This window comes from Hymenobacter siberiensis (genome assembly GCF_018967865.2).
GTDB classification, from domain to species: Bacteria; Bacteroidota; Bacteroidia; order Cytophagales; family Hymenobacteraceae; genus Hymenobacter; species Hymenobacter siberiensis.
The window spans coordinates 3,886,309-3,900,205 of record NZ_JAHLZY020000001.1; the positions used below are offsets into that span (position 1 = coordinate 3,886,309).

Annotated in this window: 13 protein-coding genes; 2 read left to right on the forward strand and 11 right to left on the reverse strand. The window is 59.2% G+C overall.

Going from position 1 to position 13,897, the window contains the following annotated elements; genetic code table 11:
• Nucleotides 1-12: 12 nt before the first annotated feature.
• Nucleotides 13-1,341: a tetratricopeptide repeat protein gene (locus KQ659_RS17250; protein ID WP_216685976.1), complete on the reverse strand. Its 1,329-nt coding sequence runs from the start codon at nucleotides 1,339-1,341 to the stop codon at nucleotides 13-15.
• Nucleotides 1,342-1,459: 118 nt separating this feature from the next.
• Nucleotides 1,460-3,631 carry a DUF4331 family protein gene (locus KQ659_RS17255; RefSeq protein WP_216679924.1) on the reverse strand — a complete coding sequence of 724 codons (2,172 nt, stop codon included), beginning with the start codon at nucleotides 3,629-3,631 and terminating at the stop codon, nucleotides 1,460-1,462.
• A gap of 483 nt (nucleotides 3,632-4,114) precedes the next feature.
• Between KQ659_RS17255 and hscA the strand changes: the two genes are divergently transcribed.
• Nucleotides 4,115-5,986, forward strand: coding sequence for a Fe-S protein assembly chaperone HscA (hscA, locus tag KQ659_RS17260; protein ID WP_216688130.1), 1,872 nt, complete (start codon nucleotides 4,115-4,117; stop codon nucleotides 5,984-5,986).
• Between the two features lie 71 nt (nucleotides 5,987-6,057).
• Nucleotides 6,058-7,230, forward strand: coding sequence for an anhydro-N-acetylmuramic acid kinase (locus tag KQ659_RS17265; protein ID WP_226930025.1), 1,173 nt, complete (start codon nucleotides 6,058-6,060; stop codon nucleotides 7,228-7,230).
• Between the two features lie 47 nt (nucleotides 7,231-7,277).
• On the opposite strand, the gene KQ659_RS17270 is transcribed toward KQ659_RS17265, so the two are convergent.
• From KQ659_RS17270 to rplQ, 9 genes are all read right to left on the reverse strand, one after another.
• Complete coding sequence (locus KQ659_RS17270) at nucleotides 7,278-7,778, reverse strand: hypothetical protein (protein WP_216688129.1); 501 nt, start codon at nucleotides 7,776-7,778, stop codon at nucleotides 7,278-7,280.
• 84 nt (nucleotides 7,779-7,862) lie between these two features.
• Nucleotides 7,863-9,485: a CARDB domain-containing protein gene (locus KQ659_RS17275; RefSeq protein ID WP_226915908.1), complete on the reverse strand. Its 1,623-nt coding sequence runs from the start codon at nucleotides 9,483-9,485 to the stop codon at nucleotides 7,863-7,865.
• 75 nt (nucleotides 9,486-9,560) lie between these two features.
• Complete coding sequence (locus tag KQ659_RS17280) at nucleotides 9,561-9,962, reverse strand: CARDB domain-containing protein (protein ID WP_216679920.1); 402 nt, start codon at nucleotides 9,960-9,962, stop codon at nucleotides 9,561-9,563.
• Nucleotides 9,959-10,267 carry a CARDB domain-containing protein gene (locus KQ659_RS21590; protein ID WP_216679919.1) on the reverse strand — a complete coding sequence of 103 codons (309 nt, stop codon included), beginning with the start codon at nucleotides 10,265-10,267 and terminating at the stop codon, nucleotides 9,959-9,961. The genes KQ659_RS17280 and KQ659_RS21590 overlap by 4 nt, the downstream gene beginning before the upstream one ends.
• Entirely contained in the window at nucleotides 10,260-11,075 is an 816-nt protein-coding gene (locus KQ659_RS17285; protein WP_216688128.1) for a CARDB domain-containing protein, read from the reverse strand. The genes KQ659_RS21590 and KQ659_RS17285 overlap by 8 nt, the downstream gene beginning before the upstream one ends.
• Nucleotides 11,029-11,262 carry a hypothetical protein gene (locus KQ659_RS17290; protein ID WP_216679917.1) on the reverse strand — a complete coding sequence of 78 codons (234 nt, stop codon included), beginning with the start codon at nucleotides 11,260-11,262 and terminating at the stop codon, nucleotides 11,029-11,031. Before KQ659_RS17290 ends, KQ659_RS17285 begins: the two co-directional genes overlap by 47 nt.
• Before the next feature lie 110 nt (nucleotides 11,263-11,372).
• The gene (locus KQ659_RS17295; RefSeq protein WP_216679916.1) at nucleotides 11,373-11,690 is read right to left on the reverse strand and encodes an FtsB family cell division protein; all 318 of its coding nucleotides are present in this window, start codon (nucleotides 11,688-11,690) and stop codon (nucleotides 11,373-11,375) included.
• Nucleotides 11,691-11,765: 75 nt separating this feature from the next.
• On the reverse strand, nucleotides 11,766-13,037 hold the full coding sequence (gene eno / locus KQ659_RS17300) for a phosphopyruvate hydratase (RefSeq protein ID WP_168672163.1): 1,272 nt from the start codon (nucleotides 13,035-13,037) through the stop codon (nucleotides 11,766-11,768).
• A 243-nt stretch (nucleotides 13,038-13,280) separates the two neighbouring features.
• Nucleotides 13,281-13,883 carry a 50S ribosomal protein L17 gene (gene rplQ / locus KQ659_RS17305; RefSeq protein WP_216679915.1) on the reverse strand — a complete coding sequence of 201 codons (603 nt, stop codon included), beginning with the start codon at nucleotides 13,881-13,883 and terminating at the stop codon, nucleotides 13,281-13,283.
• Nucleotides 13,884-13,897: the final 14 nt, after the last annotated feature.

Here is a 13,897-nt window from a genome sequence, read left to right on the forward strand (position 1 = left end):
AAGCCCCGCACCCTACCGCGCCGCCAGCAGCTTCTTGCCTTCCGCTTCTACTTCAGGATTGAGGTAAGGCGCGGTTTTCAGCGAGTTCTCAATCAGCGCCTGGCCCTCGGCCATCTTACCCATCTTACTCATAATGAGGCCCGCGCGGCACAGCAGCACCGGGTTTTTCGAGCCCGTGCGGCGGGCCACCTGCATGTACTTCTGGGCTTCGGCGTACTGCCCGCGCTTGTAGAGCACCCAAGCCATAGTTTCGTTCACATCGATATTGTCGGGGCGGCGGGCGTACTCTATTTTGGCGTGCTCCAGGGCCTTGTCCAACTCATTGGTTTTCAGGTAGGCGTAAGCCAACTCGCGGTCAGCATAGTGGCCCATCTCCTCGTTGCTGTCGGCCTCCTTGGCGGCATTGGCCAACATATCGATGGACTCCTTGGCCATTTTATCAGCTTCGTCGGGCTGGCCGTTCTGGCGGTACAGGTCGGTCAGCTCATCGGCAAAAGCATAGTCTTTCACCGTGATACGGGCTTCCTGATACAGCTTGATGGCACGCGGGTAATCCTTGCGGGCCGCCGCCATGCGGCCCAGGCCGGCCAGCGCATACGCGTAGCCGGGGCGGGCCGCCAGGGCCATGAGGTAGTAGCCCCGGGCACGGGCCGTGTCGCCGCTCACTTCGTAGAGGTGGCCGAGGGCCACGCGAGTCCATTCGGTTTGCTCCAGGCCAATGTAGCCGGCTTTGGCGGCCATATCCATAGCCTGAATGGCCCCGGGCACGTCGCCGTAAATCTCGCGCAGGTAGCTCACCCGGGCGTAGGCCGGCAGGTCGGGGCGCACCTGGTTCATCTTGTCGGCCATTTTAATGGCTTCCTCGTAATGGCCCATTTCCACATTGGCGTCGGTCAGCAGGCCATACACGAAGCCGCTGTTGGGGTTGAGCTTCTGGGCCTGCTCGGCAATGCCGAGGCCCTGGGCGAAGTGGTGCTGCGTGAGGCAGAGCGAGGCTTTGCAGCACAGGGCCTCAAAGTTTTCGGGCTCGGCGGCCAGCACCTGCTCCAGCAGGTTCATGGCGGCGCCGTCGTAATACGGGTGGTCGCCGGTCACGCGGCCCTCCTGCATGTAGGCCTGGGCCAGCAGCAGGCGGCTCTTCTGGTCCTTGGGGTTAGTGCGCAGCTTAGCCAGCAGGCCCTCAATGGCCGCTTTGGTGTTCAGCCATTCGTTGCCAACCGACAGGCTACCGCGCCGGTCTTTCAGCTCCGGCGTGCGAACCTCCGGCTTTTTAAAGAAAAAAATGGCAGCCGCCATTACGCCGAAAACGACTAATAGACTGGGGTATAAGTACTTTTTCAAGACAGAGAAAGATGACAGAGTGGAGGAGTAGCCGTAAAAATAACGCCTAAAGAAAGAGCCGCCGCCAGTCCAGACAAGGACTAAACGACGGCTCTTTTCAATTAGCTTCTAGTGCCGATTACTGGCGCTCGATGCGTACCGATTGTACCACGGTGCTGCCGTTGTACAGCGTCGCGATGTACTGGCCGGGAGCCACATCGCGGCCCGGCGTCCATACCAACTCGTTGGCACCTGCGCCGAAGGATTTGTCCTTGGCAATAGTAGCCACCTTGCGGCCAGCCACGTCGCTGATAACAATGCTCATCGTGCCTTTGGTAGGCAGCTCAAAGCGCAGCGTGGTGCGGTCGGCGAAGGGGTTGGGGTAGGCCTGAGCCACGGTCAGGTTAGGCGACAATCCGAGGCCCGAAGCACGCTGAGCCAGAGCTATGCGCTGAGCATTGGTGCCGCTCCAGGGCGTCTGCGAGTACGGGAACGCAGCTTTGAACGTCGTATCGTTGGCAGTTACGCCAGCGTTGAAGGTCAGCACGTTGCCCAACTGTGGGGTAACGGGGTTAGCGGAGCCAGCAGCGTAGTCGTCGTACCACAGGCCGATGGCGGCCAGTACCACACCACCCACGGCTTGCAGCTCGATGCGGGTCACGTCATCCTCGAGGCGACGACCGTTCGGGAAGCCGTCCATGTTGGGGATGTTCTGCACGGCCGTGCTGCCGTTGTAGGTCGTGTTCGTCAGGCCCAGTACAGCGGCGGCCAGCAGGCCTTCCGAGCTGAAGTTAGCCGAGTTACGAGCCGTAGGCGGTACGGCCATGTTCAGGCGCAGCATGTCGCCACCGGGGTTGCTTGCCGAGCCACCCACCAACAGGAAGTTATTGATGAAGGGCTTGCCAGCGGCCAGCGGGTTACCGTTTTTGCCGGTTGCCAGCTGATAAGGAGGGTAATTGGGTACACCAGTATGGAAAATCGGCAGGATATCGACCGAGCGCGGCTTGCCGGCACGTAGCAGGTACGCGCCATAAGGAGCAGGACCAGTAGTGGCCAGCGCCGTGCCGTTCAGGACAGCATTGCCAGCCAGGCCGCTCAGGCCGGCAGCACCGTTGCGGAAGTCGAAACCAGCAGGGGGCAGACCGGCGGTGCCGGCCAGCGACTTGCTCTGAATACGCAGCGGGCCGAGGCCCGGTACCGCCTCACCGTAGTAAGTCTGGCCAGCCGGCTTGGGAGCCGTCGTAGCCGAAGGCGTGTTATCGGCCATGTACAGGCCCAGCTCCGGGTTCGACAGGTATTCGTCCGTAGCGGCAACCTCGGCGTAAGGAGTGCCCGCGTTCCAGGCATCCTTAGCTCCGATGGGGTTGATTACTTCGTTCAGCAAAGGCATACCGATGCGCGATACCTGCACATAGTTGCCCGATACGGTAGACGCAGCACCCGTGGCCGAAAGTACCCGGGTAGCCGGACGGCTGGCCGAAGCCCACACACCGATGATGTAGTTGGAATCGAGAATGTTGGTTGCGCTGGTCAGGGCAGCAGTGCCCGTCTTGGCCAGCACCGTTACCGGAATTTGCAGCGCAATGGCGTGGGTGTTCTTGCGAGCGAGGCCATCGCGGGCTGCGCCGGGGGCACGAATGCCGCCCAGGTCGAAGATGCCGCCCAGGTCAGCAAAGAACGGGTCGTCGGTGGCACCGCAGAAGATTTTGGTACCGTCCGGCAGCGTCATAATGGCGTTGTTCATCAACGTAGCATACGTGGCCGCCTGGTTCAAGCCAGCAGCACCATTGATGGAGCGCGGGCCGACGTTGGGGGGAGGTACGATGCCTGTACCCACGGTTACGTTGGTGAAAGCACCACCACCTACGCTTTTTTCGACGATGTAAGTAGTCTTCAGGTTCTGCATACCCAGACGGATATTGAAGAACGTGGTGGGGTCCTGGTTGGCACGGGTGAACGTGAAACGGTACGTGATGTCGTCGCCGGCCGTAGCCGAGTTGTTTTTCACGTGAATTTCGTAGCGGATGTTCTCGCCGAAGGTGTTGTAGTTAGGTCCGCCCTGGGGCAGCTCCAACGGAATGTAGTTGGCAATGATGGTTACGCTGGCGGCACCGTCGTTGTTAGGCGAGTCGGGGCTACGGAAGGCGTACAGGTCGGTGTTATCAGCCAACGGGTCGTCGGCGATGAGCGGAGCTTCGCGGTGGCTGGAGGCCTCCAGCGTGTTGTGCTGGCTGCTTAGGGCCACCACACCTCCTGCCGCGGTTGCGAGCAGAGCAGCCTGGAACAGAGGACGAGTAAGTAAATTTTTCATAAAAAACTTTTGGGAAATGGGTTGGAGGTGTGGTGTAAGGAAACCTGAAATGAATTGTAAGCTAGACTGTACAACCATCAAAACCTTATGTCGAAGCTGTTTAGAAAGTCCCCGAACGGTGATGCAGAGCGCAGCGCAGCATCTTGCTCGCATCGTCAGGCCCGTTCAACGATGCGAGCAAGATGCTGCGCTGCGCTCTGCATCACCGTTTGAGTACCTTTTGTGACTTTCTAAACAACTCCGTCATGTGGCCTTTTCGAGCTTGACTACACAGCTGTTCTTTCTCTACGTTCAGACTCGCAACTTCGGTTTTGATTTTTCTAATAATAGTTCAATAAGATTTTGGCAAGTCCTGTTCATATGCTTTGAGGCCCTTTACCATCCCACAGGAGGGCGGGCTTTACCCCGTACTTTTGCAACGCGCTTTTTGGCACCTTTTATTTTCATTTTTCGGGTTACCGGTAGTGGTAGCCCCTCGTTTATATGGCTACAGTATCAATCAATCTGGCCACCGGCAGCTTTCAGCAGGAAGAAATCATTGTCGGCATCGACCTGGGCACCACCAATAGCCTTGTGGCCTACGTGCACCCCGAAAGCCGCCAGCCCGCCGCCATAAATGATTTGGGCCGGGGCACCATTGTGCCATCGGTGGTACATTTTCCCGCCGATAGGGCCGACCCCATCGTTGGTACCGATGCGCGTGAGTACCTCCTCACCGACCCGCAGCGCACCATCTACTCCGTGAAGCGCCTGCTGGGCAAAAGCTACCGCGACCTGGGCCAGCACGCCAGCCAGCTCGGCTACAAGGTTATCGACGATAATTCCGAAGGCTTGGTAAAAATCCGGGTCGATGACCGGTTCTTCTCCCCTATTGAGCTTTCGGCGGATATCCTGCGGGAGTTGCGGGCCCGCGCCGAGCACGCCCTCAAAACCCCGGTAAACCGCGCCGTTATCACCGTGCCGGCTTATTTCAACGACTCGCAGCGCCAGGCCACGCGTGATGCGGGCCGTCTGGCCGGCCTCGAAGTGCTGCGCATCGTGAACGAGCCTACGGCGGCGGCCCTGGCCTACGGCATCGGCCTCGACCCCGACGAGGAGAAAACCGTGGCCGTGTACGACCTCGGCGGCGGCACCTTCGATATCAGCATTCTGCGCATTCAGCAGGGCATTTTTGAGGTACTGAGCACCAACGGCGACACCTACCTCGGGGGCGACGACCTCGACCGCGCTGTGGTGGACCATTGGACGGCCACCTTCGGCCTTTCGGATACCTTCCACACCAACCCGCACCTGCAGCAGCAGCTGCGCCTGGCCGCCGAGATAGCCAAGAAATACCTCAGCCAGCACGACGATTTTACGACCCACCTCACCGATGAGGCCGGCCGCAACATCCCCGTTACGCTTACCCGCACGCAATTCGATGCGCTGATTCGCCCGCTGGTGGACCGCACCATTGCCGCCTGCCGCCAGGCCCTGGCCGATGCTAAGCTCGAAACCAAACTGGATGCCGTACTGCTGGTAGGCGGCTCCACCCGCGTGCCGCTGGTGTACGACGCGGTTTCGGAGTTCTTCGGGCAGCCGGCTAATAACTCGCTGAATCCGGATGAGGTGGTGGCCCTGGGCGCAGCCATTCAGGCCGATATTTTGGCCGGCAACCGGCGCGACGTGCTGCTGCTCGATGTGACGCCGCTCACGCTGGGCATCGAAACGCTGGGCGGCCTGCTGGACCCAATTATCCCGCGCAACTCGAAAATCCCAACCAAGGCCGGCCGCCAGTACACCACCAGCGTGGATGGGCAGGTGAACCTGAAAATCGCCGTGTACCAAGGCGAGCGCGACCTCGTGAGCCAGAACCGCAAGCTGGGCGAATTCATCCTCACTGGCATCCCGGCCATGCCCGCCGGCCTGCCCAAGGTCGATGTGAACTTCCTGCTGAACGCCGATGGCATCCTGCAAGTGGAAGCCATCGAGCTGCGCTCCAACACGCGCCAGCAGGTGGAAATAAAGCCCCAGTACGGCCTCACCGATGAGCAAGTGGAGCAGATGCTGATGGATTCGCTGGTGAATGCCAAGGACGATGTAGCCGCGCGCTTGCTCATCGAAGCCCGCACCGCCGCCGAGCAGCTGTTGTACCAGGTGAGTAATTTCACCCGCAAAAACCGCCAGCACCTCACCGAAACTGAGCTGACTGCCACCGCAGCCCAGGTAGCCATCGTGCAAGCCGCGCTGGCCGGCACTGAGCGCGACCCCATTCTGAAAGCCATGGACGAGCTCGATGAGCTGACCCGCCCCTATGCCGAGCGCGTGATGAACATTTCCATTCAGCAAGCCATGGCGGGCAAGAAAATCGGTTAGCCCCCGGCCAATCGGCACAACGGGACACAAACTGCTTTTTATACTCTCGCAAAATTCTCAAAGGCCTACCCGTGAATCCCTACCTCGCTCGTCTTGTCGCCGTGGCGCAGCAGCCCAGCCGCCGCATCATCGGCCTCATGTCGGGCACTTCGCTCGATGGGCTGGACGTGGCCCTGTGCCACTGCGAAGGCCATGGTGCGGGGCTACAGACCACACTGGAGCATTTTACCACCCTGCCCTATTCTGCGGAATTCCGGCAGCGGCTGCGGGCCATCTCGCAGCCCACGGTGGCGTTGCAGGACGTGGCCATCCTAAACGCTGAGGTGGCTCGGCAACACGCGGAAATGGTGCTGGTCTGCCTGCAATCGTGGCAGGTGGCGGTGGCCGAGGTCGACCTCATTGCCAGCCACGGCCAAACCATCTGGCACGCCCCGCACCATCAGCATCAGCATGCTGAATTTCCATACCATGCCACGCTGCAAATCGGCGATGGCGACCACCTGGCGGCGCTCACCGGCATCAGCACCGTGGCCGATTTCCGGCAAAAACACGTAGCCCACGGCTTTGAGGGTGCCCCGCTGGCCGGCTACGCCGACCAGCTGTTATTTGCTTCGCCCACCGAAAACCGCCTGCTGCTCAACCTGGGCGGCATTGCCAACTTCACCTACCTGCCGGCCCAGCCCGCCGCCGGCCTGCCCCTCACCACCGACACCGGCCCCGGCAATACCCTGCTCGATGCCGTGACGCGGCAGCATTTCCCGGGCCGCGAGTACGATGAGAACGGTGCCATTGCGGCCAGTGGCACCGTTCATGCAGCCCTGCTGCGGGAGCTGCTGAACCATCCGTTCTTCGCCGCGCCACTGCCCAAAACCACCGGCCCCGAGCTGTTTGCCCCCGCCTACCTGCACGAGGCGCAGATTACAACCGGTACTTCCTCCCTCCCACCCGCCGATGTGTTGGCCACCCTGGTCGAGCTAACGGCTACCGGCGTAGCCACTGCCGTTCACCAGTGCTTCCCGGCCACCGAACAGCCCGACGCGACCTGCTACGTAAGCGGCGGCGGCAGCCACAATAGCGCGCTGCTTCAGGCCCTGCAACGGCACCTACCCGCCGTCCGCATTGCACCCATCGACGCACTGGGCATCCCCGCCGATGCCAAAGAAGCCGTGCTATTCGCCGTGCTGGCTAACGAAACCATTGCGGGCAACCCCGACATCAGCCTGGGCAAAATATGCCTGCCATAAACTGCTTAGATTAGCAAACGCCCGCGCAGAGCCTGAATCACCAGCTGCTACCGGCCGTGCGGTTTTGTGCCGGTTGGCTTGTTTGGCACCGCTACGCCGTTGGGGCGCAGGCTAAAGTCCAGCACTGCCCGGCTGGCCGTGTCCCGAAACGTAACTTCCAGCAACTCCGATGGGATTCGCAGGCTCGAATCAGCCGCGAAGGAAAAGCTGTAGAACAGCCGCGAGCTGCCCTTATCGCCCAGCCGCATTCCCAGCTTGTATAGTTCGATGGCCGTGCCGCGACCGGGCCGCTGGCCGCTTTTCCAGAGTGGCCGGGCAGCAGCAACAAACCTCGGCAGGCTAATCCCCTGCCGCACTTCCGGTGCCAACCGGCCATAAGCCCCCGAATAATTGGCGCGCAATACTGCCCGCAGGAACTGGCCCGCTGCCTGGCTCTGGCTGGGCCGCCGTGCGTTATGCTGCATGCCTTTCAAGCCACTGCGGCCCATTCCCACGGCCGTGAGACTCAGCAGCAGCAAGCCTGCGCTGGCGGCGGGAAGCCACTGCATTCGGTTAGGGGTTGGGGGGTGCTTGCATGGCCAAAAATAAGCGGGGGCGGCGGCCCACGGGTGAGGCCGGTTCGCTTGTGCAGGTTATTCGATTACCACGCGCCGGGTCACGTTCAGGTTTGGGCCGGTGAGGTGCAGCACATACACCCCAGTAGCCAGGCCACGCATCGAAATCTCAGCCTGATTGGCACGGCCGGTACCCAACTGCAGCTGCTGCGAGCTCACGCGCTGCCCCAGGGCATTGAACAGGTCCACCGAAGCCGTGCAGGTAGCGCCCACTCCGGTCATTTGCACGCGCAGGGCATTGCCATTGGCCACGGGATTGGGTGCCACGGCCACGCTGTAGCCAGCCGTTTGCTCGCGGGCAGCCAGGCCGGTGGTTACCGTCACGGCCAGCGATGCCAGGTTGTTAGTTTCGTTCGATTCAGCCACCACGTTCAGCGGGTCGGCCATAAATAGCACGTAGTACGCCCCGGGCGTCACGCTGGCCGGCACTGCGGCCACCAGCTGGTGGGTGGCGCTCGCGCTGACCGCCAGGGAAGTGCCGGCGCTGCTGCCCAGCAGAATGTCGCTGGCATCCAGCGTCTGGTTGGTGGAGAGGTAGTACCCCACGGCCGAGTTGGCCGCCGAGCCGCCGCCCTGGTTGGCCACTGTGGCACTCAGCGAGAGGTTGCCCCCGGCGGGTACCGACGAAGGCGAAGCGCCAATCTGCGTCAGCAGTAGGTCGGGCAGCACCACGGGAGCGGTTACGCAGGTCACGGCGGCATCAAAGCCCGCGTACGTCACGCTGCCATCGCTCGTGAACACCAGCGTTAGGACACCGGTCGAGTTGGTAGCCATGATGGGCAGCGACGGCATGGCCGTGAGCGTGGCCAGCAGCGGCGACTGGGCATTCGGGCCATCGTAAATCATTAATCGGTCGCAGCAGCCTTCCAACACAAATGAGTTGAACGAAAGCTGGATGCGGCTGTTGGCCGTGCCGGGGTTAATGGTCAGCGTACCGTTGGCATTGTCCGAGTAGTTGCCAAATCCACCGTGGTCATACACCGTCGTGTTGCAGGTGGTCACGGTATTGCTGCCGCTGTAAGGCACGATAATGCCCGTGAAGGGACCTGTCACCGTAAACTGGTAATAGCCCACGTTGTTATTTTCGTTGGTTTCACTCACCACGTTCGTGGGGTCGGCTACGGCCAGCAGGTAGTAGTTGCCGGCGGCAGTACCCGTGGGAACGGTTACGCTGCTATACGAGGTCGACGACTGGTTGGCCCCCAGCTGGCCGCCGGTGGTGGTACTCATCAGCATGTCGTTGGCATCCAAGGTGGTGTTGCTCGACAGGTAGTAGCCCACGTTGCTGCTCGGCGAGGTAGTGTTGCCCGAGTTGTAGATATAAGACGTAACCCCAACCGACGTGCCGGGGGCCACCGACGTGAGGTTCATGAACACCTGCGAAATCTGCAGGTCGATGCCCGGAGCCACTACCTGAATGGTGGTGCTGGCCACGTTGTTGTTCTCGTTGGTTTCGGCCACCAGGTTGGCCGGGGCGGCCACAAACAGCACGTAGTACGTGCCCGTAGCCGTGCCGGTCGGCACCGTAATATTCGAGTAGATGCTCAGATAGCCACCGCCGTACAGCGTGGTATTCGGCTGGCTGCCCACCAGCACATCGTTCGCGCTGAACACGTTGTCAGTCGACAAATAAAAGCCAATGTTAAGTGCAGAACCATTAGCTTTTAGCCTTTCTCTTTCTTGTTTGCTATCAGTTAGTTATGCCAAATGCATCAACTATTTAATTTGGAACAAGCACTTAGCCGGGCTGGCTACCGCATTGCCCAGGTTGTTGAGGTAGCACGAAGCATTGGCGCTGGCCCCTGCCGCCACCGTAGTCGGCGATACATATGGATAAGTCACCGACAGGTCCACCGTCGGCGCAATTACCGTCAGGGCCAGGCTGCTTACGTTGTTGGTCTCATTGGTTTCCGTCACGGCGTTGGCCGGGTCGGCCACGAACAGCACGTAGTAACTACCCGCCGCCGTACCTACTGGCACCGTCAGGTTAGCCGAGCGGTACGACGACAAGTTGGCAGCCAATGCACCGCCCGTCACGGTCGACAGCAACACGTCGCTGACATCCAGCGTAGTATTGGTTGAAAGGTAAAAGCCCAGCGTGCTGCTCGTAGCAGTCACGTTGCCTTGGTAAATACCGATGCCGAGGCCTGCACCGTACCACCCGGCACGGTCGAGCTGTAGTAGAGCGAGGGCTGCTGCACTATCAAATCCACGCCGGGAGGGGCCACCGTAATTACCACAGAAGCAACGTTGTTGTTCTCATTCGTCTCCGCTACCTGGCCCTGATAATCCGCTACAAACAAAATGTAGTACGTCCCGGGCGTCAGGCCCGTCGGAATGGCCGCCGTGCCGTAGCGCGACGACGAATACGTCGTCGTGAGCGGCCCACTGTACTGCGAAGTCAGCAGGATGTCATTAAGCATCCAGCGTATTGTTCGTCGAGATGTAGAAGCCCATGCTGCTACTGGGTGCCACGGCATTGCCCGTGTTCAGAATGGAGCAGCTCATGGATATCGGCGTACCCACGGCCGTAGTCGTTGGCGTCACCGAAGGCTGCAGAATGGTCAGGTCAATGCTGGGCGCTACCACTGTCACGTTCACCGAAGCCACATTATTATTTTCGTTGCTCTCACTCACCTGGTTCAGGTAGTCGCCAGCAAACAGGATGTAATAGCTGCCCGGGGCAGTCGTAGCCGGAATGGTAACCGAAGCGTAACGGCTGCTCGACAAGCCCGGATTCAGCGCGTAGCCCGTCGAATTGCCCAGCAGCACGTCGCTGGCATCCAGTATAGCATCAGTCGAGAAATAATACCCTACGTTGCTGCTGGTAGCCACGCCCGCCCCAATGTTATAGATGGAGCAGCTCAGCGACACCGTGTTGCCGGCCACCGTGCTCAGCGGACTAACCGACGCCCCCTGCACGGCCAAATCGGCCAGCGGCATCGTCGTCACGCACGAAGTAACTGCTTCAATGCCGCTCAGGTAGTAGTAGTAGTAGTAGTAGTAGTCACTTTGGAGTACGACCGTCAGGCTGCCCGTGGCGTTGGTGGCATATACCGAAGCGGGGGGCAGGTTGTAGTTGGTGTACTCCCCAATGAGCGGGGCCGAAGTCGAGCTGCCGTAATAAATCCGCACCACATCGTAGTAAGGGTCAATGTTGAACTGGCTGAATTGCAGCCGGATTTTATTGCCGGCCGTGGCGGGCACCATCGTAGCCCCCCCCCAACGCATTGGCCGAATAAGGCCCCGCCGCCCCGCCATCGTCGTAGAGCGTACCCGCGCAGGTCGTTACAGTGGTAATGCCCGAAACCGGCAAAAGGTAGGTCTGCGCATTCGCCAGCTGGCTCCAGAGCAGCGCGGCCACCAATACGCACCAGCGCACAGGTTTCCGGAAAATCGCGTCGTAGGGTTGCTTCATGTGGAAAGGATTAAAAATAAAAGGAGAATTAGTAGAAATTCCAGCAATTCATACGGACACAGATTTTACGCAACAATATTGCCATATCACTACACTTCCTGCGTTTCCCGTTATTGATTATCGCTTTGGGGCACCAACACGAATACGTCCTCACCGGGGCGTTTCATCAGGTATTTCTCCCGCGCAAATTTTTCCAGCAATGCTGGCGAGCTCATCAGTTCGGCCCGGTCTTTTTTCACCACCTCAATGTTGTCGAGGTAGTATTGCTTCTCATTGCGCAACTCCGTCCATTTCTGGTAGATGTCGAACTGCTTGCCCACGTCGTTGGCATCGAACACCAGCATCCAGACTAAAAAGCCCACGCCGGTCAGAAAATAGAAGCTGCGCACTACCCGAAGTATCGGGCTAATGAAGGAAGGTAGATTCATCGCTATAAAGGTAATACAAACGACCAATTCCGCTAATGCGAAATTGGTCGTTTGGTATCCTAACTAGGTGATTACTTACATCTTCTTGCCAGGGAAGTACGCCACCTCACCAAGTTCCTCCTCAATGCGGAGCAACTGGTTGTACTTCGCCATCCGGTCCGAGCGCGAAGCCGAGCCCGTCTTAATCTGGCCGGTATTCAGCGCCACGGCCAAATCGGCAATTGTGCTGTCCTCCGTCTCACCCGAGCGATGGCTCATGATGCTCTTGTAGCCATTGCGACGGCCCAGGTTCACGGCGGCGATGGTTTCCGTCAGCGTGCCAATCTGGTTCACCTTGATGAGAATGGCATTGGCAATATTCTCGTCGATGCCGCGCTGCAGGCGGTCCACATTGGTCACGAACAGGTCGTCGCCCACCAGCTGGGTCTGCTTGCCCACGCGCTCCGTCAGGCTCTTCCAGCCGCTCCAGTCATCCTCATCCATGCCATCTTCCAAGCTGATGATGGGGTATTTCTTAACCCAGTCAGCCCAGTAGTCCACCATCTGGCTCGAAGTCAGCTTGTCGCCGGTGCTCTTCTTGAAGTGGTACACACCATCCTCGTAGAATTCCGACACGGCCGCATCCATGGCAATGAACACGTCCTCGCCGGGGCGGTAGCCAGCCGTTTCAATGGCCTGCAACACAATTTTAATAGCGTCCTCGTTCGATTTGATGTTCGGCGCAAAGCCGCCCTCGTCACCCACGTTGGTGCTAAAGCCCTGCTTTTTCAGCACGTCTTTCAGGTGGTGGAAAATCTCCGTACCCCAGCGCAATGCTTCCGAGAACGACGAAGCGCCCGTGGGCATAATCATGAACTCCTGGAAGTCAATCGAGTTGTCGGCGTGCGAGCCGCCGTTCAGGATGTTCATCATCGGCACCGGCAGCGTCGAAGCCCCTACCCCACCGATGTAGCGGTATAGCGGCATGCCCGCATCCTGCGCCGCAGCACGGGCAGCAGCCAGGCTCACGCCCAGAATGGCATTAGCCCCCAGGTTAGCTTTATTAGGCGTGCCGTCCAGCTCAATCATTATTTTATCGAGCAAGGCTTGCTCATACACCGAGAAGCCCACCAGTTCCTCCGCAATGCGCGAATTCACGTTCTCCACGGCTTTCAGCACGCCTTTGCCCATGTACATCGACTTATCGTTGTCGCGCATTTCCACCGCCTCATGTTTGCCGGTGCTGGCACCCGAAGGAACGGCGGCGCGGCCTACCACGCCCGAATCGAGCGTAACATCAACTTCTACCGTCGGATTACCGCGGGAATCAAAAATCTGGCGAGCGTGAATTTGCGAGATGAAGCTCATAGCAAGTCGTTTTGTTAACAGTTAAATATGCTGCAAACGTACGCGAATCAGCCGGCATAAGCACAATTCACCCGGTAAAAGAGCATATCAAAGCCTTCGCAAACGCGTCATCCCTTGCCTGTGCTAACGATTGAATCAGCCCCGACAAGCCGTAGGATTTAGTCTGGCCACGGCAAAATTTCGCGCAAAAAAAGGGACGCCCTTACGGAGCGTCCCTTTTCACTTTATAGCAATTGCTACGAATTAAGCACCAGCTTCGTCAGCCTTAGCCTCTTCGCGGCTCTCGCCATCCTTAACGGTTTCAGTAGCAGTGTCAGCCGGAGCCGAGTGCTCAACTACAGCGGCAGGAGCTACAGCTTCGCCGGTTACTTCGGTAGCCGAAGTAGCGTCGTCGCCAGCGGCTTTCTTACCACCACGGCTGCGCGAACGACGGGTCGTAGCAGTAGCCTTTTCTGCAGCAGCCGTCTTAGCGTCCATCAACGTTTCGTTGAAGTCCACCAGCTCGATGATGCACATCTCGGCGTTGTCACCCAAACGGGTATCGCTCAGCTTCAGAATGCGGGTATAGCCACCGGGACGGTTAGCAATTTTGCCCGAAATATTACCAAACAACTCCTTAATCGACTCCTTGTCCTGCAACGCAGCGAACACCATGCGACGCGAGTGCGTCGTATCGTCTTTAGACTTGGTCAGCAGCGGCTCGATGTACTTGCGCAGGGCCTTGGCCTTAGCTACCGTCGTGGTAACGCGCTTGTACAGGATGAGCGAAGACGACATGTTCGACAACATGGCGTGACGGTGGGCGGTAGTCCGGCCCAAATGGTTAATCTTTCTTCCGTGTCGCATTGGACGTTTGAAAA